Origin of the sequence: Empedobacter falsenii (assembly GCF_013488205.1) — a bacterium.
GTDB lineage: Bacteria > Bacteroidota > Bacteroidia > Flavobacteriales > Weeksellaceae > Empedobacter > Empedobacter falsenii_C.
In genome coordinates this window covers 527501-550882 of the sequence record NZ_CP040908.1, presented here as the reverse complement: position 1 = coordinate 550882, position 23382 = coordinate 527501, and the positions used below count along the sequence as shown (strand labels likewise).

26 protein-coding genes are annotated in these 23382 nt (G+C 31.5%); 8 read left to right on the top strand and 18 right to left on the bottom strand.

The window, feature by feature from the left end; translation table 11 throughout:
- Positions 1-112 precede the first annotated feature (112 nt).
- Positions 113-880, top strand: a complete 768-nt coding sequence (gene argB / locus FH779_RS02650; protein ID WP_180905954.1) for an acetylglutamate kinase — start codon at positions 113-115, stop codon at positions 878-880.
- Positions 874-1941, top strand: a complete 1068-nt coding sequence (locus FH779_RS02645; RefSeq protein ID WP_180905953.1) for a M20 family metallo-hydrolase — start codon at positions 874-876, stop codon at positions 1939-1941. Before argB ends, FH779_RS02645 begins: the two co-directional genes overlap by 7 nt.
- Before the next feature lie 185 nt (positions 1942-2126).
- Here FH779_RS02645 and FH779_RS02640 read toward each other — a convergent pair whose 3' ends face one another.
- From FH779_RS02640 to FH779_RS02625, 4 genes are all read right to left on the bottom strand, one after another.
- Entirely contained in the window at positions 2127-3074 is a 948-nt protein-coding gene (locus FH779_RS02640; RefSeq protein WP_180905952.1) for a hypothetical protein, read from the bottom strand.
- A 32-nt stretch (positions 3075-3106) separates the two neighbouring features.
- On the bottom strand, positions 3107-3634 hold the full coding sequence (locus FH779_RS02635; RefSeq protein ID WP_180905951.1) for an ExbD/TolR family protein: 528 nt from the start codon (positions 3632-3634) through the stop codon (positions 3107-3109).
- A gap of 18 nt (positions 3635-3652) precedes the next feature.
- Positions 3653-4243, bottom strand: a complete 591-nt coding sequence (locus FH779_RS02630; protein ID WP_180905950.1) for a biopolymer transporter ExbD — start codon at positions 4241-4243, stop codon at positions 3653-3655.
- An 88-nt stretch (positions 4244-4331) separates the two neighbouring features.
- Positions 4332-5144, bottom strand: a complete 813-nt coding sequence (locus tag FH779_RS02625; protein ID WP_180905949.1) for a MotA/TolQ/ExbB proton channel family protein — start codon at positions 5142-5144, stop codon at positions 4332-4334.
- 323 nt (positions 5145-5467) lie between these two features.
- On the opposite strand from FH779_RS02625, the gene FH779_RS02620 reads away from it, so the two are divergent.
- Positions 5468-7609 carry a type IA DNA topoisomerase gene (locus FH779_RS02620; RefSeq protein WP_180905948.1) on the top strand — a complete coding sequence of 714 codons (2142 nt, stop codon included), beginning with the start codon at positions 5468-5470 and terminating at the stop codon, positions 7607-7609.
- A 29-nt stretch (positions 7610-7638) separates the two neighbouring features.
- Here the strand turns inward: FH779_RS02620 and FH779_RS02615 are convergent, their stop codons facing one another.
- The 6 genes from FH779_RS02615 to FH779_RS02590 all read right to left on the bottom strand — a co-directional run bounded on the left by FH779_RS02615 (position 7639) and on the right by FH779_RS02590 (position 13231).
- The gene (locus FH779_RS02615) at positions 7639-8553 is read right to left on the bottom strand and encodes a helix-turn-helix transcriptional regulator (RefSeq protein ID WP_180905947.1); all 915 of its coding nucleotides are present in this window, start codon (positions 8551-8553) and stop codon (positions 7639-7641) included.
- A gap of 123 nt (positions 8554-8676) precedes the next feature.
- Complete coding sequence (locus tag FH779_RS02610) at positions 8677-9438, bottom strand: hypothetical protein (RefSeq protein ID WP_180905946.1); 762 nt, start codon at positions 9436-9438, stop codon at positions 8677-8679.
- Positions 9439-9643: 205 nt separating this feature from the next.
- The gene (tpiA, locus tag FH779_RS02605; protein WP_180905945.1) at positions 9644-10402 is read right to left on the bottom strand and encodes a triose-phosphate isomerase; all 759 of its coding nucleotides are present in this window, start codon (positions 10400-10402) and stop codon (positions 9644-9646) included.
- Between the two features lie 76 nt (positions 10403-10478).
- Entirely contained in the window at positions 10479-11561 is a 1083-nt protein-coding gene (locus FH779_RS02600; RefSeq protein ID WP_180905944.1) for an ABC transporter permease, read from the bottom strand.
- 3 nt (positions 11562-11564) lie between these two features.
- Positions 11565-12686: a BT_3928 family protein gene (locus FH779_RS02595; protein ID WP_180905943.1), complete on the bottom strand. Its 1122-nt coding sequence runs from the start codon at positions 12684-12686 to the stop codon at positions 11565-11567.
- Complete coding sequence (locus tag FH779_RS02590; RefSeq protein ID WP_180905942.1) at positions 12683-13231, bottom strand: DUF1599 domain-containing protein; 549 nt, start codon at positions 13229-13231, stop codon at positions 12683-12685. Before FH779_RS02590 ends, FH779_RS02595 begins: the two co-directional genes overlap by 4 nt.
- A gap of 53 nt (positions 13232-13284) precedes the next feature.
- Between FH779_RS02590 and folP the strand changes: the two genes are divergently transcribed.
- Complete coding sequence (folP, locus tag FH779_RS02585) at positions 13285-14112, top strand: dihydropteroate synthase (RefSeq protein ID WP_180905941.1); 828 nt, start codon at positions 13285-13287, stop codon at positions 14110-14112.
- A gap of 32 nt (positions 14113-14144) precedes the next feature.
- On the opposite strand, the gene FH779_RS02580 is transcribed toward folP, so the two are convergent.
- From FH779_RS02580 to FH779_RS02570, 3 genes are all read right to left on the bottom strand, one after another.
- Positions 14145-14573, bottom strand: a complete 429-nt coding sequence (locus FH779_RS02580) for a hypothetical protein (protein WP_125350302.1) — start codon at positions 14571-14573, stop codon at positions 14145-14147.
- A gap of 53 nt (positions 14574-14626) precedes the next feature.
- Positions 14627-15649, bottom strand: coding sequence for a DUF4407 domain-containing protein (locus tag FH779_RS02575; RefSeq protein ID WP_180905940.1), 1023 nt, complete (start codon positions 15647-15649; stop codon positions 14627-14629).
- A 106-nt stretch (positions 15650-15755) separates the two neighbouring features.
- On the bottom strand, positions 15756-16817 hold the full coding sequence (locus FH779_RS02570; RefSeq protein ID WP_180905939.1) for a branched-chain amino acid aminotransferase: 1062 nt from the start codon (positions 16815-16817) through the stop codon (positions 15756-15758).
- 80 nt (positions 16818-16897) lie between these two features.
- Here FH779_RS02570 and mnmD point away from each other — a divergent pair, with 80 nt between their 5' ends.
- From mnmD to FH779_RS02555, 3 genes are all read left to right on the top strand, one after another.
- Positions 16898-17614 carry a tRNA (5-methylaminomethyl-2-thiouridine)(34)-methyltransferase MnmD gene (mnmD, locus tag FH779_RS02565; RefSeq protein ID WP_180905938.1) on the top strand — a complete coding sequence of 239 codons (717 nt, stop codon included), beginning with the start codon at positions 16898-16900 and terminating at the stop codon, positions 17612-17614.
- Positions 17615-17686: 72 nt separating this feature from the next.
- A complete protein-coding gene (gene prmA / locus FH779_RS02560; RefSeq protein WP_180905937.1) occupies positions 17687-18514 on the top strand; it encodes a 50S ribosomal protein L11 methyltransferase in 828 nt (275 codons plus the stop codon).
- Between the two features lie 6 nt (positions 18515-18520).
- The gene (locus FH779_RS02555) at positions 18521-18817 is read left to right on the top strand and encodes an ATP-dependent Clp protease adaptor ClpS (RefSeq protein ID WP_180905936.1); all 297 of its coding nucleotides are present in this window, start codon (positions 18521-18523) and stop codon (positions 18815-18817) included.
- A 6-nt stretch (positions 18818-18823) separates the two neighbouring features.
- Here the strand turns inward: FH779_RS02555 and FH779_RS02550 are convergent, their stop codons facing one another.
- The gene (locus tag FH779_RS02550) at positions 18824-19231 is read right to left on the bottom strand and encodes a hypothetical protein (RefSeq protein WP_180905935.1); all 408 of its coding nucleotides are present in this window, start codon (positions 19229-19231) and stop codon (positions 18824-18826) included.
- A gap of 33 nt (positions 19232-19264) precedes the next feature.
- On the bottom strand, positions 19265-19807 hold the full coding sequence (locus FH779_RS02545; protein WP_221414077.1) for an RNA polymerase sigma factor: 543 nt from the start codon (positions 19805-19807) through the stop codon (positions 19265-19267).
- A gap of 403 nt (positions 19808-20210) precedes the next feature.
- Here FH779_RS02545 and FH779_RS02540 point away from each other — a divergent pair, with 403 nt between their 5' ends.
- A complete protein-coding gene (locus FH779_RS02540; protein WP_180905933.1) occupies positions 20211-20357 on the top strand; it encodes a hypothetical protein in 147 nt (48 codons plus the stop codon).
- 92 nt (positions 20358-20449) lie between these two features.
- Here the strand turns inward: FH779_RS02540 and FH779_RS02535 are convergent, their stop codons facing one another.
- Genes FH779_RS02535 through FH779_RS02525 form a run of 3 tightly spaced genes read right to left on the bottom strand, consistent with a single transcriptional unit; the run spans position 20450 to position 23218 of the window.
- A complete protein-coding gene (locus FH779_RS02535; protein ID WP_180905932.1) occupies positions 20450-21415 on the bottom strand; it encodes a hypothetical protein in 966 nt (321 codons plus the stop codon).
- A 2-nt stretch (positions 21416-21417) separates the two neighbouring features.
- Positions 21418-22347 (bottom strand): hypothetical protein, encoded by a 930-nt coding sequence (locus FH779_RS02530; protein WP_180905931.1) that lies wholly within the window; start codon positions 22345-22347, stop codon positions 21418-21420.
- 4 nt (positions 22348-22351) lie between these two features.
- The gene (locus FH779_RS02525; protein ID WP_180905930.1) at positions 22352-23218 is read right to left on the bottom strand and encodes a hypothetical protein; all 867 of its coding nucleotides are present in this window, start codon (positions 23216-23218) and stop codon (positions 22352-22354) included.
- Positions 23219-23382: the final 164 nt, after the last annotated feature.

The following is a 23382-nucleotide window of genomic DNA, read 5'->3' as shown; positions in this document are numbered from 1 at the left end:
AATTTCTTCCATTAATCAACAAGATATTCAGTTATTATACTGAGATGCAAAGTTAAATATTATATTTTTGTATCACCAAAAAAAAGCAAACAAAATTTACATATTTATTAAAATGTTGAAAATTATTAAAATAGGAGGCGGAATTATCGATAACGAGCAAGACTTAGAGCAATTCCTACAAACGTTTTCCGAAATTAAAGAACCAAAAATTTTGGTTCATGGTGGAGGAAAAGGTGCTTCGAAGATGTTAAATCAATTGGGAATCGAACCAAAAATGATCGAAGGTCGTCGCATTACAGACAAACCAACATTGGATGTTGTGACAGGATTATATGCAGGAAATTTGAACAAATCTATCGTTTCTAAATTGCAAGAATTTGGATGCAATGCGTTAGGTTTATCGGGTGCAGATGGTAATGCTATAAAAGGTTCTAAGCGTCCTGTAAAAACTATTGATTATGGTTTTGTAGGAGATTTGAATGATAAAAGCGTCAACAAAGAATTATTTCAATTATTAATTGACAACAATATTACGCCAGTTGTTTGTGCAATTACACATGATGGAAATGGACAATTGTTAAACACCAATGCAGATACTATTGCCTCTACAATTGCGGTTGCAATGTCACAAGAAAATGAAGTAGAGTTAAATTTCTGTTTTGATAAAATTGGTGTACTTCATGATGTAAATGATGACACAACATTGATCCCAAAAATTAACGAAACTTTATATTTGCAGTTAAAAGAAGAAGGTGTAATTTTCGAAGGAATGATTCCGAAATTAGACAATTCATTCAAAGTAATCAATGCGGGTGTAAAAAATGTATGTTTGGTACACGCGCGCAACATTAACTCAGAGATTAAAACAATTTTATGTTAGAATTAGCTGTTCTCAAAAAGAAAGCTGTCGATTTGTTGTGTCAATTAATCGAAACTCAATCTTTTTCAAGTGAAGAAGATAAAACGGCCGATATTATTTTCAAGTTTTTAACTGATCATGGCGCTACAGCTCATCGTCAGAATAACAATGTTTGGAGTATTCATCCAAATTTTGATGAGAACAAAAAAACAATTTTATTAAACTCTCATCATGACACGGTAAAATTTGGTTCTTCTTGGACGTATGATCCATTGAAAGCAACGATAGAAGGTGATAAATTAGTAGGTTTAGGAAGTAATGATGCAGGAGCTTCTGCGGTAAGTTTATTGGCAACGTATATCAATTTCTTGAATGATGATTTACCATTTAATCTGATTGTCGCAATTACGGCTGAAGAAGAAAGTTCAGGCCAATTGAATGTTGCAAGTATTTTACCGAATCTACCAAAAATCGATTTGGGAATTGTAGGAGAACCTACGCAAATGGACATGGCAATTGCAGAACGTGGTTTGGTTGTGATGGACGTAATTGTAAAAGGAAAAACTGGACATGCTGCAAGAAATGAAGGTGTAAATGCTATTTACGAAGCAATTGATGTGATGAATTGGTTCAAAACTTATCAATTCGAAAGAGTTTCTGATATGTTAGGACCAGTAAAAATGACAGTTACACAAATTGAAGCAGGAAAACAACACAATGTAGTTCCTGATGAATGTCGTTTGGTTGTAGATTGTCGTGTAAACGAATTATATTCAAATCCAGAAGTTGTTGATATTATTTCAAGTTGTTTGCCAAAAGCAGAAGTTAAAGCACGTTCATTGCGTTTAAATTCTTCACGCATTTCAGAAAATCATCCAATTGTACAAAAAGGAATCGAATTAGGTTGTACAACTTATGGTTCACCAACGATGTCAGATCAAGCAATGATGAATTTCGAAACGGTAAAAATGGGACCTGGAGATTCTGCTCGTTCTCATACTCCTGACGAATATATTTATTTATCAGAAATAGAACACGGAATTGAGCGATACACAAGTTTATTAAAAGGCTTTACGTTTTAAATTAATAATAACTCTTATAATCAAAAAAGCATCTTCATTCAATTGAAGATGCTTTTTAATTTTATCAAATCTGATAAAGAAAACCAACGCGGATTTTATTAAAAACATAAAATGTGTTCTAAAAATTATACACAAAAAAAGAGGCTAATTAATTTTAGCCTCTTTTTTATATATGAAATTAAGTCTTACTCAATTTGCATTTTAACTGGAATGTTGAAATTCAACTTCGCAGCACGACCATCTTCTGTTTGAGCAGGAACAATCGTTTTTCCTCTTTTTTGTTGACGTTGTGTAATACGCTCTAAAGCTTTTTTAGCTTCAGGACCTAATTTAGCATCACCCATTGGAGAAATACCTACAATTCTACCATTCGTATCAATTTGGAATGAAAGTTTTGCAGCTACAACACCTGATAAACCTTGACCAGCAGCATCATTCGCAAAATCTTGCAACTCGTCTTGTAAATCTTGAGATAACTTTCTAGATAAACAGTCTGTAGCAGCTTGTTTACCTTTTGCAGCATCTTTCTCACAACCAGGATATACCGCCATTACAGCCGCTGTACGAGCAGTTACTGTAGATGGAGCAGCAGGTTCTGTACCTTTTCCTGGGTTAGGAGTCGCTGGCGTATCTTTTGGTGCTTCTTTTTTAGTATTTACTTCATTAGCACCACCAGTTTGTGTTGTTGATTTTGGACCTTCTCTATCTACTAAACCTAAATCTTTATCTGCCATTTCCTTTACTTCAGGAACGGTTTCTTCTTTTTTAGGCTGAGCTTTAGGTTCTGGCATAACCACTTTCACCTGAGCTGTTTCTTCTTGATATCTTTGTTCTGGCTCTGGTTTTGGTGGTTCTGGTTCAACTACTTCCTCCTCTTTTGGAGGTTCAGGAATATTCAAATCCTCAAGCTGAACATCTACGACTACATCTTCTGACTTTTTACTTTCAAACAAACCTGTCGCAGAAGCAATAAGACCAAAAGCTAAAATCGCAATTACTATAAATCCACGAATGAAAGCTTTCAATAAAGTACTCTTCTCTGACATTCTCATGTCATAAGCTCCATACGCTTTATTTCTACCTTCAAATACTATCTCGTCTAAGGATTTTAGTTTGTTGTTATTTTCTGACATTTTAATTCTTTTAAATTTAACAATTAAACTAATTATTTACCTACTTTTTCGTCAAACACTTTTTGTTCAAAAGGTGCAACAGGTACGATTCCGTAACGAGTAGACTTTGTAATTTCCATTTCATCTAAGATAGTTACTAAATTATCATACGTGGCATCATCCATCGGTTTAATAATTACTGTAAACTTATCTTTATCTGCTCTACCTTGTGCTGCTGTAATAACATCACGAACTTTAGAGTAGTCAGTTTCATTAAGTGTTCCTACATTTAATCCTGCCTCATCTTGTTGATGCCAAAATAACTTGTTATCCTTTCCAATTAAAATAGACAAAGAGTTTGCTAATTTAATTTCAGGAATATCTGTTGGTTTTGGTGTATCAATTTTTGGAGGCATGTTCAAGTTCATTACGTTTGGTTTGATCGATGTCGCTGCAAACATAAAGAAAGTAATTAATAAGAAACCTAAATCAACCAAAGGAGCCATATCGACTTTCGTCGAATTCTTTTTGGAACGGACTTTCTTTCCGCCACCGTCATCGTGACTTTCTATTTGTGCCATTTTCTAATTTCTTAATAATTATTCTTGAGATGTAATTAACTGGAACTTATTCATATTTTTCATTTGCAATTGTTGAATCAAATTTTTGAATTGTTTGTATTCAGATTTTTGATCCCCTTTAATTGCTAAGAAAACATCTGGGTTCACTTCTTTTGCTTCAAATACCCAATCAATTAATTCTTGATTTTTCTCAGGTATCGTATCTAATGGAATACCAGGATGATATGATTGTTGTTTATCAGCAGGCTGATTCAAATAATTTCTCATCTCTTTCATTGGTACACCAAACTCTACTATGCTTTTGAATGCATTCTTTTCAGCATCTGTAAACTTTACTCCGTACTTATCACCCATCTTCTCTAATGTTGCGATACGATCCTTTTCTTCTAATCCGAATAAGAACTTACCTTCACCATCAATTTTAATGATCATCATGTTTTCAGCTGCCATTTTTTGGTTCGAAACAGATGTTGGTGTTACGACAGGAACAACTTCAGGTTCTCTAAAGTTAGATGTCAAAATAAAGAAAGTTAACAAAAGCCAAGCCATGTCAGACATAGCTGTTAAGTCCATCGAAGGACCTCTTCTTTTTGGTTTTACTCTTGCCATTTTCTCTGTATTATTAATTAATATTCTAAATTGTTTGTTGTTTGATTTTGTCCTTATACTATCCTTCTAAGGCTTCGTCAATTGAATATTAATTGTGAGCAGAGAAAGATTGTTGGATACTCATTCCTACTTCGTCAATTTTGAATGTTAAATCATCAATTTTAGAAGTTAAGAAAGCATACATAATAATAGCGAATGCAGAAGCACCAATACCCATACCTGTATTAATTAAGGCTTCGGCAATACCTACTGATAATTGAGCTGCATCTGGAGATCCTCCACCTTCACCTAATGCGAAGAATGCTTTAATCATCCCGATTACTGTACCCATTAAGGCGATTAACGTACCTACAGAAGCAATTGTAGAAATGATTGTCATGTTTTTCTCTAACGTTGGCATTTCTAATGTAGTCGCTTCTTCTAACGTTTTACCTAATTGAGCTAATTTTTGCTCTTTGTTTAACGTTGTGTCGTTTTCTAAAGCTTTGTAAGTTGTTAAACCTTCTTTAACTACGTTACCTACAGCTCCTTTTTGTTTGTCACATAATTCAATTGCTTTGTTAACCTCATTTTTGTTTAATAAAGCACGAATGTCATTTACAAACTTCTCAGCAGACCCTGTTCCTTTTGCTTTGTTTAAAGCGATAACACGGTCAATTGAGAAAACGATTACCATAAAGAAGAAAGACATTAAGAATGGAATAATCACCCCTCCTTTATGAATAATTCCTAAAAAGTTTAAAGGATTACCTTTTTCTACATCACCTCCTTCGAAATTACCTTCTGCTCCAAATACAAATCTGAAGATCCCCATTGCGATTGCAATTAAAATGATCATAGTAATCACAGGGTTAAGACCTCCCTTTTTAGTTTTAGCTGGTACTGTTACATTCTTTTCCATTTACTAATTCTTTTAAATATTATGATTTTTATTAATGTGGGTGTAAATTAAGTGAAAATTTTTTAATTCTTCTAAATTTTTTGCGTTGTTATCACGTTAAATTTCAATTTCACTCAAAATCAACACTATTTTTTACCGAATTGATAACTTAATTTTCAACAATACAGTAAAAATTCCTAAAACAACCTATTAATTTTAAAAACTATTAATCTTTTCATTAACTAACCTAATCGCAAATTTATTCAATAATTATACATATTTATATTTTTTTTTAAGAATTAAATTATTATTTTGACTTTTGCACTTCAATAATTATAAATGCTATGAAAGTTTGTATTGCCGAAAAACCTAGTGTTGCTAAAGATATCGCCAAAGTAATTGGTGCGAATCAAAAGCACGATGGATACTATGAAGGAAATGGATTTCAGGTCACTTGGACTTTCGGACACTTGTGTACATTAAAAGAACCGCAAGATTATACACCCGAGTGGAAAAGCTGGGATCTTAATTATCTGCCAATGATTCCGCAAAGTTTCGGAATTAAATTAATTGCAGATAAAGGTGTCTCGAAACAATTTCATATCATCGAAAAATTAGTCACGAACGATCAAGTCGACGAGATTATAAACTGTGGCGATGCTGGACAAGAGGGAGAATTGATACAACGTTGGGTGTTATTAAAAGCGCGTGCAAAAGCACCAATGAAGCGTTTGTGGATTTCTTCGTTGACAGAAGAAGCGATTAAAGAAGGTTTTGATAACCTGAAAGATGGAGAAAAATATTTCAATCTTTTTTCTGCTGGACAAGCGCGTGCAATCGGCGATTGGTTATTAGGAATGAACGCTACGCGATTGTTTACCAAAAAATTTGCGCCGCCAAAAACGGTTCTTTCTATTGGTCGTGTGCAAACACCTACTTTGGCAATGATTGTTCAACGTCAAAAAGAAATAAATGCCTTTGTGGTTGATGAATATTGGGAATTAAAAACAATTTTCAAAGAAGTAGAATTTAATGCAACAATACCTCGTTTAAAATCTGAAGAAAAAGCTAAACAAGGTTTAGATTTTATCAAAGATCGAGAGTTTGAAATTATTGATTTCGAAGTAAAAGAGGGACGCGAAAAAAATCCTCGCCTATTCGATTTGACTGCTTTACAAGTAGAAGCGAATAAAAAATATGCGTTTTCGGCAGAGAATACCTTAAAATATATACAAAGTCTTTACGAGAAAAAATTTGTGACTTATCCTCGTGTTGATACCACTTATCTTTCAGAAGATATTCATCCTAAAGTTCCAGGAATTTTAAATAAATTAACCGCTTATCAAAATTTGATTGCTCCTTTGATGACGCAACCAATTCCTATGTCGAAAGCAGTTTTTGATAACACAAAAGTAACCGATCACCACGCTATTATTCCGACCGAAATCTTTCCACAAGGTTTATCGAACGAAGAAAAACGTATTTATGATTTGGTTGCACGACGTTTTATTGCTGTTTTTTATCCAGAATGTAAAGTTGCCAACACAACGGTTGAAGGAAAAGTTGAAAATACAGGAAAAGATGGACAACTTTCTGCGATAAATTTTAAAGCTACGGGAAAACAGATTCTCGAAATGGGCTGGCGTGAAGTCTATGCAAAAGATAAAAAGGAAGACGAAAAAGATGAGGAAAAAATAATGCCGATTTTTGAGATTGGAGAAAAAGGTCCTCACGAACCATTTATTCACAAAGGAAAAACAACTCCGCCAAAACATTATACAGAAGCGACTCTATTGCGCGGAATGGAAACTGCTGGACGACAAGTGGATGATGAAGAAATGCGCGAATTGATGAAAGAAAATGGAATTGGTCGACCTTCTACGCGTGCAAATATTATCGAAACCTTGTTTCGTAGAAAATACATCGAAAAGAAAAAACGTAATATAATTGCGACACAAACGGGTATTGATTTAATTGATACCATTCAAGATGAATTATTAAAATCTCCTGAATTGACTGGTGTTTGGGAACGAAAACTTCGTTTGATTGAAAAAGGTGAATACGAATTAGAACAATTCAAACAAGAATTGATTGAAATGGTTTCGAAATTGACATTTGATGTGAAAAATAGTTACTTCAGACCAATTGCTTCTCATCAGAATTCAGCTCAAATAGAGGAAAAACCAAAGAAAGAGCGCAAACCAAAAGAAGAAATTAATCTGGAAAATGCAACTTGTCCAAAATGTAAAACACATAAATTAGTCAAAGGAAAAGCAGCTTATGGATGTGCAAACTTTAAAGAATGTGGATTCAAAATTCCATTTGAGTTTATGGGTAAAAAACTAACTGATAAACAGATTTTGGATTTGGTTACCAAACAAAAAACTGGAAAAATGGCTGGCTTAATCAATCCTGAAAATGGAGAAAAAGTTACTGGTAAAGCTATTTTGGGAATGAATTTCGATTTAGAATTTGAAGAAATGTAAAAAAAGCGAGTTTTGAAATTTGAAACTCGCTAATTATATTTCTCTAATGTCTCATTTAAAATTGTTTTGATTTTTTCTTTCAGTTTTTTTGGTTCGATAATCGTAACCGAACGACTCATAGAAAGAATTTCACTGATAAAATCTTCGGTCAAAAATAATTCTAAACCAATTAAAACTTCATCATCTTTAGTTTCTAAAATTTGCTGAGATTCGTGCAAAGGTAAAGATTCTAAATAGGCTGCTTGTTTTTTGGTCACAGAAAGTACTATTTTCTCTGGTTTTTCTGAACTTGGAACAATAATCCCGTACGAATACTTGTATTTATCATCGTAATTAAACTCAATATTATCATCAATTTTTTCTTTCAGAATAGAAACTTTATTCATTCGTTCCAAACCAAAATTTTTAACAACTCCTTTATCATCAGCAATCAAATACCAACGGTTATTATGCTCTCTAATTGCAATTGGCGAAACTTTACGAATCGTTTCTTTTTCCTCTCCAAATTTTTGATAATGAAATTCAATTTTCTTTTTTCCTTGAATTGCTTGTACAATATCTGGTAAAAATTCGGCGCGTTTTGGTTTTCTTTTTTCCAAATACACAATCGATTCGAGCGAATTTGTCAATTTCAAAGCAGAAAAACTATTGATTTCTTCTAAGGTTTTCAGAAATAAATCAGAACTATAATCATCTTGAATAATATAATATCCACGCTGACTGCGACTATACATTATATCAATTCCCAATATATTTCTGATTTCTCGAATATCGCGTTGCAATGTACGTTTAGAGAAATTAAACTCTAATGTATCATCATTAAGTTGAAGCATTTCAAATTCTCGTTCCAAAAAACGCTCTAAATCTTCATAAGAACAATATTTTTGTTGTGATAATTTACGAACAATATTGAAATAACGCGCGATGTAACCTTGTTTTGACATTGAATTGGAAGTGTTTGAGCAAACTTAAGTTATCTGTAATTAAAAACAAAAAAAAGTAACATTTCATTACAAAATGTTACTTTTTCTTCATTAATAAAAATGAAATATTCGAAAAAACGGATTCTATTTTTTAGATTTTTTTACTTTTGTTTTTGCATCTTTCGTAGCTGCTTTTACATCTTGTACCGCCGCTTCTACTGTTGTTGTAGCTGAGTCTACCGTAGCTGCCGCTGAATCTACTACTACTTCTGATGTTGTTTCAACTGGAGTTGTGCCATCTTCAACTTTCGCTGTTTCGATGAAATTAGAAAGTTTATCAACAATTTCTGCGTTAGAAGTTGGTTCATTCTTCACTTTTACGCTTAAGAAAATTGATGGAGCTGCATTATCTTGAATATAATTTGATTCGTTTTGATAAACTCCGTCATTTTTAACAGCTGTTGAATTTAAGTTTTCTGTTAACTCTTTTGCTACTTTAACTGTTTCGTTAAACGCAACATTTTGTTTAAAAACAACTGCGGCAACTTTATTTGTATTATCATCAGTTTTTTCAAAGTTTAATGTTACAATTAACTCAGGTTTTAAACTATCAATAATTGATCTTTTCTCTTCTTCTTTTAACCCCTTAGTTAAATCTTTCCATAAAAGAACCTGTACATTTTCTTTATTCAAAGATTCTAACTTTGTTTTAAATTCTGTTGCAATATTAGCTCCTGAATCTGCTGCGATATTATCTACAATATCTAAAATAACAACTTTTGGAGCATCTTCTACAACCTTATTTGTAATTTCTGTTGTAGGAACTTTTATTTCATTTTTTGTAGTAAAAGAGAAAGAAACTAACCCTATTGCTACGACTCCTAATACTTGCGTCAATTTTTTCATAATAAATGTGTTTTGTTTAAAAATGATACTTTTTAAATAGTTAGTACATTTAGAACTTTGCAGACACTGTTCCGAAAACTCTTAATTAATCTTAAGAAATGTTATAATTTTCTTAAATCAGACAATAAACCTATTATAACACTGATTAATAGAGAGATTAGAAAAGGAAATAAAAAAACTCAACCTTTCGATTGAGTCATTAACTTTATTTACATGCAGCGATAATCTGCACAAAATCATCATATTTTAGTGAAGCACCACCAACAAGACCGCCGTCGATATCTGGTTGAGCAAAAATTTCGTTCGCATTCTGTGCATTTACACTTCCTCCGTACAAAATACTTGTATCATTCGCGACTTCTACGCCAAATTCATCATTCAAAACTTTACGAATAAATGCATGAATTTCTTGCGCTTGCTCTGGTGTAGCTGTTTTTCCAGTTCCAATTGCCCAAACTGGTTCGTAAGCAATAATCAAACGAGAAAGATCTTCTGGTTTTTGAGCAACTAAAGCATCCATTAATTGGGTTTTTACAACCTCAAAATGTTTCTCAGCTTCACGTTCTTCTAATTTTTCTCCTACACAAAGAATTGGATTAATTTGATGTTTAAAAGCTTGTTTTAATTTCTCAGCAATTACAATATCTGTTTCTCCTTGATATTCTCTACGTTCAGAATGACCAATAATAGCGAAATCTAATCCGATACTATCCAATTGTTCTGCTGAAATATCTCCTGTATACGCTCCTTTTTCGTGAGCAGAAATATCTTGCGAAGAAATCTTAACATATTGCTCATCTACAGCCTCTAACAATGTTTGTAAATAAATAGAAGAAGGCGCAATTATAACTTGTGCAATTGGATGATTATCTGCCACCCAAGCATTAAGATTTGTTGCTAAATGAATTGCTTCTTCATAATTTAAGTTCATTTTCCAGTTTCCTGCTACTATTCTATCACGCATAAAAAAGTGTATTTTATTTGATTTTGGTTTTAATATTTACTGCAAGATAATTATTTCTTGCGAAATTATACCTGATTTATTTTATGCGAACGCGCGGATCTAGAATTCCGTAAAGTATATCAACCAGAATATTAATTACAATAAACATCACCGCAATAACTAAAACAGCTCCCATCACAATTGGTAAATCTAATGTATTTAGTGCATTTACGATTTCTTTTCCTAAACCATTCCAGCCAAAAACAAATTCCACAAAAACAGAACCTGCCAACATCGATGCAAACCAACCTGATATTGCTGTAACAACTGGATTAAGTGCATTTCGTAATGCATGTTTTGTAATCACCGTTTTTCTTGAAAGTCCTTTTGCAAAAGCTGTTCGAATATAATCTTGGTTCAAAACTTCTAACAACGAATTACGCGTTAATTGTGTAAAAACCGCTAACGGACGAGATCCTAATGTAATCGCTGGAAGAATAAGATTTTTCAACATCAAATGTTTTCCTTCTCCCAAATCATCCACTTCGTAGAGACTTCCAATCATATTCAGTCCTGTAATATTATGCATCAAAAATGCAAAAATATACGCAATGATAATCGCCGAAAAGAAAGACGGAATACTCATCCCAAAACTCGTAACAACTAACAAAACACGATCAATCCACGTATCTTTCATCAAAGCAGAAACAATTCCTAACGCAACCCCAATTATCGTTGCAATAATAATGGCCGCAATTGCTAAAACCATTGTATTTGGCAAGGTTTCTCCAATAATTGTACTGACACTTTTTCCTTGTTTTTGAAAAGATTCACGTAAATAAGGCGTTTTCAAAACCATTTCATTTGTTCCGAAATCCATCAATTTTGTGTAATTGTATTTATCAGAACTTAATGAAGTATATGTTGTATTGTTTTCGTCAATATTATGAAATGAAATCGGTGACAAATCATTAATATAAAAAGCATATTGTTTCCACAAAGGTTGATCTAAACCTAAGTTTTTTCTAATTTGAGCCAATTGTTCAGGATCTTCTTTTTGATCGAGCATCATACGAGCAGGATCTCCAGGAAGTACCGAAAACAATAGAAAAACTACAGTCACTACACCAAAAAGCGTTAGAAATCCGTAGAAAATTTTATTTAAAATATAATTAATCACTTTTTAAAATAATTCTTCTAATTGATTAATTGAAGGAAAATCGTTGTCATGATATTTCGCTTTTACCGTTCCTTTTTCTAAAATCATCACTCCTGGATTTGAACGAATAATTGTTTTCATCGTTGTTTGATCCATGAAACAATTCTCCAATTCTAAACCTTTAATTGGATTGTTCGAAACTGCTGTCACAACAAAACCTTTTGCTTTCGCTTCTTTTCCTAAAGTATTTAATTTCGCAATTTGTTTCTCGTTTACTTTTTCAACAAGAGGAATGACAAAAACAATCGCTTTTGGCGCATTCAAAATTTCAGAAGTTTTATCAACTCCATTACAATCAAAATTAAAATCGTGAATTGGTGGTTCGTACCCTTTTTTCTCCACAATTGTACGCGTTTTATCCGCTTCAATCACCCAAGGCGTTCCGTGTTTATACCACTTATCATCCGCAATATATTGTGCATCATCAATTTCAACAACCTTTCCATCTACACTATTTTTCATGGTGTAAATCGTTTTATACGTTGTTGGTTTCAAACCTAATTCTTGTGGAGATTTCATTCCTTCAATCAAATTTTTTCCAACTGCATAAGGTCTAAAATCGATAATTGGTAAATGATTAATTCCGATATAAGCAATAATTGCAGAACCTAAAATTGTTATAAAATTGATTACATAATTCGCTTTTTCGACGAATAATGGTTTGATATATTTTTGACCAATCACTAAAATAATTATCAACACCAAAAGCACAACATCTTTGTAAAATGATGTCCAAGGTTCTAGTTTTAGCGCATCACCAAAACACCCACAATCGGTTACTTTATTGAAGTAAGCTGAATAAAATGTCAAGAATGTGAAGAAAATAATCGTTAACAATAAAGCTATTGTGGTAAATCTTTTCCAAACGCCAAATAATAATAAAACACCTAAAACTATTTCAAAAATGGAGAAAAATGTTGCCAAAGGCAAACTCAAACTTTCTAAAAATGGAATATTAAGAACTGTTGGCGAAAAATATTCTTCTAATTTGAAACTTAATCCAATTGGATCTACATTTTTTACAAATCCAGAAATTATAAAAATAACTCCAACTATAATTCGAGCAAATTGTACCAAATACCTCATGAAATTTTCTTTTCGTTAATTAAAATCATTGCGAAAATCGAATAATTAATCATATCCAAATAATTTGCATCCAAACCTTCTGACACAATTGTTTTTCCTTTATTATCTTCGATACTTTTTGTGCGCAAAACTTTCTGATAAATCAAATCTGTGATCGAGCTAACACGCATATCTCGCCAAGCTTCACCATAATCATGATTTTTTTTCATCATCAAATCATGCGCGATTGTTGCGTATTTATCATAAAAATCGATAGCTTGTTCATCTGTCAAATCTGGCTGATCTGCAAAACCAAGTTCTAGCTGTATCAATGCCATAATCGAATAATTAACGATCGCCACAAATTCTCCTTCTTCGTCTTCATCAACCAAACGCTCTGTCGCTTCTTGCAACGTACGAATGCGATTTACTTTGATAAAAATTTGATCTGTCAACGATGGCAAACGTAGTACACGCCAAGCCGGACCATAATCTTGTAATTTTTTTGTATATAAATCTCGACAAACAGAGATGATTTCTTTAAATTGAATTGAGGTATTTTTCATAATTTCGTTTCGATTTCAAAAATAATTGAAATTGCTTAAAGAACTTCTAAGATATGACAATTAATTGTAATGGTCGTTTGATTGATTTGAACGAGCCTAAAATTATGGGAATTTTGAATACAACGCCAAACTCTTTTTACGATGGTGGTAGTAATCAATCGATGAATTTGATTTTAGAAAAAGTTGAAAAACATTTGTTCGAAGGTGCCGATATGATTGATATTGGTGGTTATTCGACAAAACCTGGAGCTGAAAACATTTCGGAGCAAGAAGAAATTGATAGAACTGCACCAATTATCGAAAAAATTATTGAAGAATATCCAGAATTGATTATTTCGATTGATACTTTTCGAGGAAATGTGGCACGCGAAGCTGCAAAAGCAGGCGCTTCTATTATAAATGATGTTTCGGGTTGGGAATTGGACGAAAATATGTTTGATGCAATAAAAGAACTTCGAGTTCCGTACATTTTGATGCACATGAAAGGAACACCGAAAACGATGCAAAATAATCCTGAATATGCAGATATTACACTGGAAGTAAACGAATATTTTTCGCAGAAAATTGCACAATTAAAAGCTGCAAAAGTGAATGATATTATTTTGGATCCTGGTTTTGGTTTTGCAAAAACATTGGATCATAATTACGAATTATTCAGTAAAATGGAAGCTTTAGGTTTTGAAGGTTTTCCTTTATTAGTCGGAATTTCGAGAAAATCAATGATTTATAATTTGTTCGAAACAACTCCGCAAGAAGCTTTAAACGGAACTTCTGTGCTGAATATGGTTGCGTTACAAAAAGGTGCAAAAATTTTGCGTGTGCATGATGTAAAAGAAGCGAAAGAAACCTTACAAATTTTTCATAAATTGAATCAAAAATAAAAAAGAAAGCCACTAAAAAGTGGCTTTTATTTTTAATCAATGATTTTACTATTTGGAAAGAAAACTTTAAACGTATCTACAATATTGATATCCGAAGTCAAAATTTGCCAATGCGAATCTTTCACAAATTCAAACACGACTTCATTGTCATATAAATTTTCATCCTCAATATTTACATGCAAATTATTTTCTTTTCGATCTCCTATAATTAACGCCTCCGTTACATGTTCCATTTTGTAACACAAACTTTCTAATTGATCATATTCCACAAAAATTCCGTCTTGTTGATCAATCACTTCTTGCAATTCGAAAACCGAATATTCGTCCGTTTCACTTTCGCCATCAACCCAAAGAATTTTCCAAAAATAATCCTGTATATCTTTTATAGGAGCAATCACCTCTTCCATTCGTTGAATTTGGTTTTCGTCTTCTCCGTAAATTTCTATTTTATAAGTTTCCATATCTTGTGCAAAATTAAAAAAGTAACTTCAATTAGAAGTTACTTTTTCATTATTTATGCTTTTTCAAATTCATGTTTGACTCGTTTCTCTGATTTAATATCCATAATCTGAATTGATTCTTTACTAAAAATCTTGAACGAATGTTCATGTTTTTCTAAAAGAAAATCATAAGGTCCTTTTGGCGCAATTAATTTCACCAAAACTGGCGCAGTTTCTAACGAGATAAACACAAGAGCTATAAAAATTGCTGCAGTTCCTAAAATTGGATTATTAACTGACAATTCATCTAAAGCCTGCATACGAGCTGCAAAACCATTGTAATTTTCTTCCGTTGGTTTAGCCGCATCAATTTCTTTCTCTTTCGCCACATTCAATCGATCCAATTCTTTGTTAATTTCAGTCAAACGAGGTGCAGATTGTTGAATATAAGTTTCGATTTCGGCAGCTTTTTGTTTTTTTAATTCTGCTTTTCGTTTCGCATTTGGTCCATAACCTTCGCGTCCAGTTGTTGTTTCAGTTTGTGTACCAACAACTTCTTTTTCCAACTCGGTAGAAGCTGAATTATACTCATTTCTTAATTTATCAATTTCTGCATAAATTTCTTTTCGTTCATTCGAAAAAGGCGTTCCCAATTCAGCATAACGCGCATCAATTCCTTTTTGTAATTCTGCTTTATTTCGATTGACAATAATATTTAATTGCTTGTTAATTTCTTTCTCGAAAATTTTTAATTCTAACGGTTTCGAAATCACAATACCTAATAAAACAGCAACCAAAATACGTGGCAAAGCAATAAAAAACTGACGAAAAAATCCACCTGATTTTTTCATTGATGTGACAATATATCGGTCAAGATTAAAAATCATCAATCCCCACAACAAACCAAAACCTGTTGCTGCATATATATTATCAAAAACAGTATTCAGCGCATATCCAGCAGACAAAGCCGCCAAAATTCCTGTAAATAATATGACACCTCCAATACCGACATGTTTGTTGATATCTGTTGGTGTTTTTTTCAAGAGTTCAAGACTACTCCCTGAACAGATGATTAAAAATTTCTGTAGTCCATTCATTTTGCAAATATAGTACTTTGTATAACATATTATTAAATATCGTGCCAAAAAAAGCTGACAATCAAATTGTCAGCTTATATTTAAAAAAAAACTTACTTAAACTAAATTAGGCTTGTTCTTCGATTTTAATTCTCCATCCATAAGGATCTTCTGCTAATCCATATTGAATATCTTTTAATTTCTTTTTCAATTGTAATGCGAAAGAATCTTCTTCTGCAATAGCTGGTAATTGAGCACGCTCTTCACCAAACCCTACTGCATCGTATTGTGTAATTACAACAGCAGTACCACAACCAAATACTTCTTTCAATTCTCCTGCTTTGTAAGCTTCGTACATTTCTTGCACTTCTACAGGGCGTACTTCTACTTCGTAACCGTTATCTTTTGCTAAAGTCAAAACAGAATCACGAGTAACTCCATTCAAAATACGTTCAGAAGTAGGCGCAGTTAAAATTTTGTTTCCGATACGTACCATTACATTCATTGTACCAGCTTCTTCGATATATTTATGTTCGATAGAGTCTGTCCAAATTACTTGATCATAACCATCTTTTTGCGCTTCAGAAGTTGGGAAAAATGATCCCGCATAATTACCACCACATTTAGCAAAACCAACACCACCTTGTGCAGAACGGCTGTAGAAATCAGCAATTTTAACTGACAAAGGTTTGTCATAATAATTAGGTGCATAAGCTAATAAAATTGCAAAAATATATTCGTTAGATGCTCTTGCAGAAACTGCTTCTTCTGTTGCAAACATTACTGGACGAATATATAATGACGTTCCGTAATCTTTTGGTACCCATTGACGATCGATATCAATAATTGCTTCTAAACCATCAATAAAAATTTCTTTCGGAATTTGAGGCATATTAAGACGAGCCGCAGATAAATTAAAACGTTCGAAGTTTTTCTCTGGACGGAAAATAAATACTTCTTCATTATCATTTTTGTAGGCTTTCATTCCTTCAAAAATTGTTTGACCATAATGGAAAGACATCGCTGCTGGCGTCATTGAAATTGGTCCGTAAGGAACAATTTTTGGCTCATCCCATTTACCATCTTTGTAATGCGCGATCAACATGTGATCTGTAAACTCTTTCCCAAAAGTAGTCGAGTTGAAAACTGAATCGTTAAATTTTGATTCAGCAATTTTTTCTATAATCATTTTACGATATATTTTGTTTGTGCTTATCAAAGGTACATTTTATTTGCACTTTTTCATAATAAAAATCATAACTTTCGACGATGAAAAGAATTATTCAAGAAACGGAAGATGGTTCAAAAACTATCTATATTGAAGATTGGGATGAATCTTATCATTCCAAACATGGCGCTGTACAAGAGGCTTTTCATGTATTTATACAAAATGGATTTCATCATTTTACAGAAACAAAAAATCCTATAAAAATTATAGAAATTGGATTAGGTACGGGACTTAATTCTTTCATTACTTTGATAGAAGCGGAGAAACATAAAATTTCTGTGCAATATGTTGGAATCGAAAAATTTCCGGTTTCTGATGAAGAATTTGAATTGGTGAATTATTTTGAAAATGTTTTCAAACTTTATCCGGAATTTGAACATCGAAAAGAAGAATTTTTAGATTATTATCAACAATTATTTCATTCGAGTTGGGAAAATTGGCATAAAATTTCTCCATATTTTGAAATTAAAAAAGTAGAAGAAGATTTTTTCAATCTGAAAAATATCAACGAAAATAATTTTGATTTAGTTTATTTTGACGCTTTTGGTTCTCGTGTTCAACCAGAATTATGGGAAAAAGAATTGTTAGAAATTGTTGATTCTTTAATTAAAAAATCTGCCATTTTTACTACTTATGCAGCGAAAGGAACCATAAAAAGAGGATTGAAAGATTTGGGCTATATTGTACAAAAACGTCCTGGACCTCCAGGAAAACGTGAAATGATGGTTGGTTTGAAAGACTTTCCATTTGATAAATAATCTCCTTTATCATTAATTATAAAAATCGTAAATTTGCAGCTGAAAACAATTTGATGTTTTCTACATTTTTTTATGACAAATTATATCGAATATAAATTTAAAGTTGCGGAAGTAGAGCCTTTTAATGAAATTATTATTGCAATGATTTCTGAATTACCTTTTGAAAGTTTTGTTGAAAACGAAGAAGGTTTTGATGCTTACATGCCAAAAACTGACGAAAATATTGACCAAGTAAAAGAAGTTATTGATTCTATCGAGAATATTGATTTTTCTTATACGCGTCAAGAAATTGAACAACAAAATTGGAATGCAACTTGGGAAGAAAATTTCACACCAATTTTAGTCAACGACCAATGTTTGATTCGTGCAGAATTTCACGAAACAGTTGAAAATATTCCGTACGAAATTATCATTCAACCAAAAATGTCTTTTGGGACTGGACACCACTCTACAACACACTTGATGGTAGAATATATCTTGGAAACTGAATTTACTGGAAAAGATATTTTGGACATGGGTTGTGGAACGTCAATTCTTGCAATTTTAGGAATGAAACGTGATGCAAATTATGCAGAATGTATCGATATTGACGAATGGGCTGTGGAGAATTCTATCGAAAATGGAAAACGAAATGGTGTTAGTTTAGATGCTAAAATGGGTGATAATTCACTTTTGGGAAGCAAACAATTTGACATTATTTTAGCGAATATCAACAAAAATATTTTAATCAGTCAAATTCCTTCTTATATCAATGTTTTGAATGAAAATGGAGATTTATTCTTAAGTGGATTAATGGAGCAAGATTTTGATGATATCTTAGCTTTCTGTACAGAAAATGGTTTGAAATTTGTATCTAAAAAACAACGAAATGAGTGGATTGCACTACATTTCAAAAAATAAAATGATATGACAAAATACGCAACGCAACCCATGTGGGAAACGGAAAAAGATTCGGCTGTTGATGTATTGGAACAGGAATCGCACAAATATCAAATTATTGTTTACAATGACGATGTGAATACTTTTGATTGGGTAATCGAGTCGTTGATTGATGTTTGTGAACACACGCCAGAACAAGCGGAACAATGTTCTATTTTGATTCACTACAAAGGTAAATGCGAAGTCTTGACTGGTGAATTAGAAGATTTAAAACCTCGATGCACAGAATTATTGAACCGAGGTTTAAGTGCAGAAATTATTTAGAATTTCTTAATAATCATATAAAGCAAAATCAGAATCGTCTAATGTTACATTGGACGATTTTTTGTTTTGATCGCTCACTATATATGAATCATAAATCTTCTCGTAAACGTGATTTTCAGTTTTTGTATCCACAACTTCTGTAGATTTTTCTGTAGAATTAATCACAAAAGGAGTAACAACCAATGCTAATAGCAATATACAAGCAGCTGCCCACCAAATATTGAAATGTATAACTTTTGTTTCTTTTTTATCAATAGTTTTCGATAAAATTGATTGTTCTAAATCATTAAAATAATTAGTTGGAGTTGTATAATTTTCCTTTTGTTTTAAGCTTTTAAGATAAATTTCATCTTCTAAATTCTTAAAATAATTCTCAGGAATTTTAAAATTATTTTTTAATCCATTTTCTTTCATATCATACATAAGACAAAAAAAAGTTAAAAAGGTTTAATCTTCATCCTCTAAAAATTCTTTAATTTTTGTAACAGCATGATGATAAGATGCCTTTAGTGCACCAACAGATGTGCCTAAAATTTCAGAAATCTGCTCATATTTCATTTCATCATAATATTTCATCATAAATACTACACGTTGCTTTTCTGGCAAACTTGCGATTGCTTTTTGTAATTTCAACTCAATTTCGTCACCTGTATAATATTCATCCGTAGATAAATCATCCGCAATATTCATCGAATAATCTTCGAACGAAACATTTTGTTCCTTGGCATTTTTATGAATAAAATTGATTGTTTCATTATAGGCTATCCTAAAAATCCATGTCGATAATTTCGATTCATTTTTGAATGAATTCAAATTTTGATAAATCTTGATAAAAACATTTTGAGCAATATCATCCGCATCTTCATGAATCAAAACCATACGACGAATTTGCCAATAAACTCTCTGATGATAATCTTTTACAAGAAGTTTAAAAGCTTGTTCCCAATCCTTATTTAAAATGTGATCTAATATTTTCTGATCCAATTGAATAATATTAAGCTGTAAAGCTATTAAATTTGAAATGATAAACTTCTAATATTATTTCAAGTAATCTATATTTTATCTTTTTTTTAAGAAGTTTAATTCCCTATCTGATCATTTTAGAGATTATAAATACTTAATAAACGTTTATTTTTTAACAAAACATTAAAATAGCTGATTTAAAACGAATTAAAAACGGTTTATTATTATTAAAAATTTAAAACTTATTCTATATTTGAAATACCAAACTATAACTCTATTACCTATGAAACAATTCAATACAAACAAATTTTGTAAATTATTATATAATTTACTTCTTCCACATTTACATTATAAAATTAAATAAAAAGTTGGGATTACATTCCTTGCTTTCTACTAACATATTTATTATTAACCCAAAAACTATTTAATTATGAAAAAGTCAATTAATGATTTTCAAGTAGAGAAATTAGAAGACAGAAAAGAGTTTATCTTCTATTGTTTGTTACATTTATTCTGTGGAGGTCACGGAGGTGGATCAACAACTCCAGATCCAGGTCCTGGAGGCGGAGATCAATAAGATGTAAAAATAAAAAAGAACTTAGTCATACTAAGTTCTTTTGTTTTTATATAAATAAATCACCTACAAAGTTTATAGGTGATTATTTTTTTTTATCTAGTCACTCCGTATACTGTTACATTAATTGGTGATTGAAAACTAGAATTAGCACAATAAGTACCTGTTGAACCGTTTGTATTACTAAATCCTAATCCTACAGATATTTTGCCATTATTCAACGTGAAATTATTACCAGAGGACTGATTTGTTGAATTGAAATGGTTATTTCCTACAATCTTAAATCCTATTTTTACTTTCTGATCAATATTTGCAGGAATATTATTTACAGGAGCTAAAATTGTAATTTTTCTTCTTGCACAATAACCCTGATCAGCTAGATTAACAAATGGAAATATTTTATTGGCGACTAAAACATCATTAATAAAAACTCCCATTGCAATACTAAAATCAAAAGTTCCTCCTCCTGGTTTTACAAGCATTGCATTTACTTTTACAAAAGCATCAGCTGTTTTTGCAAATTTAAAAGTTGGTTGAAAACCTGCTGGTACAATTGTCCAATAATTTGAAGTCATTGCATTCAAGTTTGTTCCATTAATATGGTTTGAATTAGTCATTGATGATAATGTAGTATTACCTGAGTTATTTATGTTACTAAAAGGAGATAATACATCTACTCCAATACTTGTATTTGAAGCTCCATCATAATTAGTAAAAAAGTAGGGTGAACTAAAGTCTTTATCAGAACTAAATGAAACTGAATCTAATAATTTAACCCATAAATGTTGATCATCATCCCAATAAAAATATCCATAAAAATCTTCATTTAATCCACCATTTTTATTTGGGCTAAAAACAATAGCTCCTCCTTTTGGTTCTTTAGTATAAGGGTGAACATTATATGCCGTTATATTATACTCTGGTAAAGCTACAGCTTGATTAGATGAACTTATTTCTAAACCAACTGAAGAATCTGTAGTTGTATTTGTATCTCTAGATATAATAACTTGAGCTATGCTATATTGAGCTATAAATGGTAATATATATAATAACTTTTTCATAATTAATTATTTAGAATAGATGGATTTTCTTGAATTTTTATACTTAATAATCCTTCATTTACAGATTGATTAGGTAAATACCCATCTGTAGATGATATACCGCAGTTAGAATTTCTACTATTATAAGTTACATTTACAGTAGCATTAGAATTTAATATATTTCTATTCTTAACTGCAACTTGTATGGTATGTTTTCCATTAGACAAATCATTCGTAAGACCTCTTAAACTAAATACATTATACATACAATTTCGAGTAGAATTACCTGCTAAAGAAAAAGGACTATACACAGTTAATTTACCATCTACAAAAATTCCTACATCATAACTTATCGCTTTCTCTGCTGAAGCACTATATGCTTCTACAAAACCTGTTAATCGATAAAAAATAATATTTTTTGAATTATATATTTGAAATTCTTGAGTAAAATTGGGCAACACTTGCCATCTTTTACTTGTATCCGTAATCAAATCCCCTAAATTATTTTGCCAAGAATTCGCATAAGGTCCTGTAGTAGGATTATTAGTCGCCGAAACAATATCGGTTGTACTTGGTAAGGGGTAATTTTTTAAATTAGCAAGATTAGTTAACGAACCTTCATTCTTAGTTGAAACAAAAGGGGTCCAAGCTCCTAAAGATGAAGTATAATTATACCAAAAATAAGGTCCTTTATCATTTCCTAAAGAGGTATTTGTATTATAAATTAATAAACCTGATTGTAAATTTGAACCTAAACTAAGATCTACGTTAGTTTTATCTTTTCGATCCTTCATTGCATTTCTTGGTAAAACAAAGGTCTTATCATTTTTTGTAGAAGTTGTACTTTGTTTAGAATCTAAAATCAAGTTATCATTGGTTACATTAGTCGATAAAGCTACCTGTGCATTAACAGCACTTGATAAGACAATTATTGAAAGTAATATTTTTTTCATAGGTTTACTCTTTTACTGTTAATATTAATCTTGATTTCATTACTTCAGATGGTAAATTAGTACATGTTCCTATAGATTTTCCAAATGTGTAAGCATATGTAGTTGCTGGTGTAGATAAATCATAACTTCTTCGTGGATGTATTCTCACATCTATTGTATGATCTTGAGTAGTTGACAAATTGAGAATTATTCCATCCAAATCTACAGGAACAAAACCACAGCTATTTGAAGTAAAATTACCTGTATAATTTTCAACATATTTTAATTGTCCATCTACAAAAACTCCTATTGCAAAGGTCAATAAACTATTACTTTGTTGAATTTGAGCAATTCCTGTAAACGTAAAAGACACTTTGTTATTAGGCTTATTTGTACGTACTATTTTTGAAATATTTAATGGTATAAAATTTCTATTAGTTGCAATAGTTCCTGATTGATTGAACGTATAATTAGGTAGAGTTGTTTCACTACCTTGAACATAACTCTTATCACTTCCAATATCAATACCATTTGCATTTGCAGAATACATCACAGAAGAATTTAACTGTGCAATAACATTTTCAAAATCTAACAAAGCACGCCATTTTGATCCATCCCAAAAATGAAACCCCTCTCCTAAAGCTCTATTTGTATTATATACAATCATTTGAGAGGCATCTCCTTGTTTAGGAAAATTAACTCCAGAGGAATTTTTAAGTTCTGTTAATGAATTCAATGATATTCGTGGAAGTAAAACACCTTTATCAGAAAAATTAACATAAATACCATCAGTAGCATTATCTATTTCTGGTTTATTTTTATTTGATATTTCTACCTGGGCATATAAAACAGATAAAAATAACGTCGCTAAAAAAGTAAAATTCTTTAACATAGGTTTATAGTTGTTTATGATTATTTACAGATTAATACAATCGTAGATTACAATAAAATTTTTCTAAAAAAAATTAATGTAAAAACGAAATATCCAGTGTTGATTTTATAAAATCTGCATGAAGTAATTTGCAGAAAAAATAATAGAGAGTCTTTTCATAGTAA

Coding starts and splice junctions, on each gene's coding strand:
- argB (WP_180905954.1), top strand. CDS start 113: ATGTTGAAAATTATTAAAATAGGAGGCGGAATTATCGATAACGAGCAA.
- FH779_RS02645 (WP_180905953.1), top strand. CDS start 874: ATGTTAGAATTAGCTGTTCTCAAAAAGAAAGCTGTCGATTTGTTGTGT.
- FH779_RS02640 (WP_180905952.1), bottom strand. CDS start 3,074: ATGTCAGAAAATAACAACAAACTAAAATCCTTAGACGAGATAGTATTT.
- FH779_RS02635 (WP_180905951.1), bottom strand. CDS start 3,634: ATGGCACAAATAGAAAGTCACGATGACGGTGGCGGAAAGAAAGTCCGT.
- FH779_RS02630 (WP_180905950.1), bottom strand. CDS start 4,243: ATGGCAAGAGTAAAACCAAAAAGAAGAGGTCCTTCGATGGACTTAACA.
- FH779_RS02625 (WP_180905949.1), bottom strand. CDS start 5,144: ATGGAAAAGAATGTAACAGTACCAGCTAAAACTAAAAAGGGAGGTCTT.
- FH779_RS02620 (WP_180905948.1), top strand. CDS start 5,468: ATGAAAGTTTGTATTGCCGAAAAACCTAGTGTTGCTAAAGATATCGCC.
- FH779_RS02615 (WP_180905947.1), bottom strand. CDS start 8,553: ATGTCAAAACAAGGTTACATCGCGCGTTATTTCAATATTGTTCGTAAA.
- FH779_RS02610 (WP_180905946.1), bottom strand. CDS start 9,438: ATGAAAAAATTGACGCAAGTATTAGGAGTCGTAGCAATAGGGTTAGTT.
- tpiA (WP_180905945.1), bottom strand. CDS start 10,402: ATGCGTGATAGAATAGTAGCAGGAAACTGGAAAATGAACTTAAATTAT.
- FH779_RS02595 (WP_180905943.1), bottom strand. CDS start 12,686: ATGAGGTATTTGGTACAATTTGCTCGAATTATAGTTGGAGTTATTTTT.
- FH779_RS02590 (WP_180905942.1), bottom strand. CDS start 13,231: ATGAAAAATACCTCAATTCAATTTAAAGAAATCATCTCTGTTTGTCGA.
- folP (WP_180905941.1), top strand. CDS start 13,285: ATGACAATTAATTGTAATGGTCGTTTGATTGATTTGAACGAGCCTAAA.
- FH779_RS02580 (WP_125350302.1), bottom strand. CDS start 14,573: ATGGAAACTTATAAAATAGAAATTTACGGAGAAGACGAAAACCAAATT.
- FH779_RS02575 (WP_180905940.1), bottom strand. CDS start 15,649: ATGAATGGACTACAGAAATTTTTAATCATCTGTTCAGGGAGTAGTCTT.
- FH779_RS02570 (WP_180905939.1), bottom strand. CDS start 16,817: ATGATTATAGAAAAAATTGCTGAATCAAAATTTAACGATTCAGTTTTC.
- mnmD (WP_180905938.1), top strand. CDS start 16,898: ATGAAAAGAATTATTCAAGAAACGGAAGATGGTTCAAAAACTATCTAT.
- prmA (WP_180905937.1), top strand. CDS start 17,687: ATGACAAATTATATCGAATATAAATTTAAAGTTGCGGAAGTAGAGCCT.
- FH779_RS02555 (WP_180905936.1), top strand. CDS start 18,521: ATGACAAAATACGCAACGCAACCCATGTGGGAAACGGAAAAAGATTCG.
- FH779_RS02550 (WP_180905935.1), bottom strand. CDS start 19,231: ATGAAAGAAAATGGATTAAAAAATAATTTTAAAATTCCTGAGAATTAT.
- FH779_RS02540 (WP_180905933.1), top strand. CDS start 20,211: ATGAAAAAGTCAATTAATGATTTTCAAGTAGAGAAATTAGAAGACAGA.
- FH779_RS02535 (WP_180905932.1), bottom strand. CDS start 21,415: ATGAAAAAGTTATTATATATATTACCATTTATAGCTCAATATAGCATA.
- FH779_RS02530 (WP_180905931.1), bottom strand. CDS start 22,347: ATGAAAAAAATATTACTTTCAATAATTGTCTTATCAAGTGCTGTTAAT.
- FH779_RS02525 (WP_180905930.1), bottom strand. CDS start 23,218: ATGTTAAAGAATTTTACTTTTTTAGCGACGTTATTTTTATCTGTTTTA.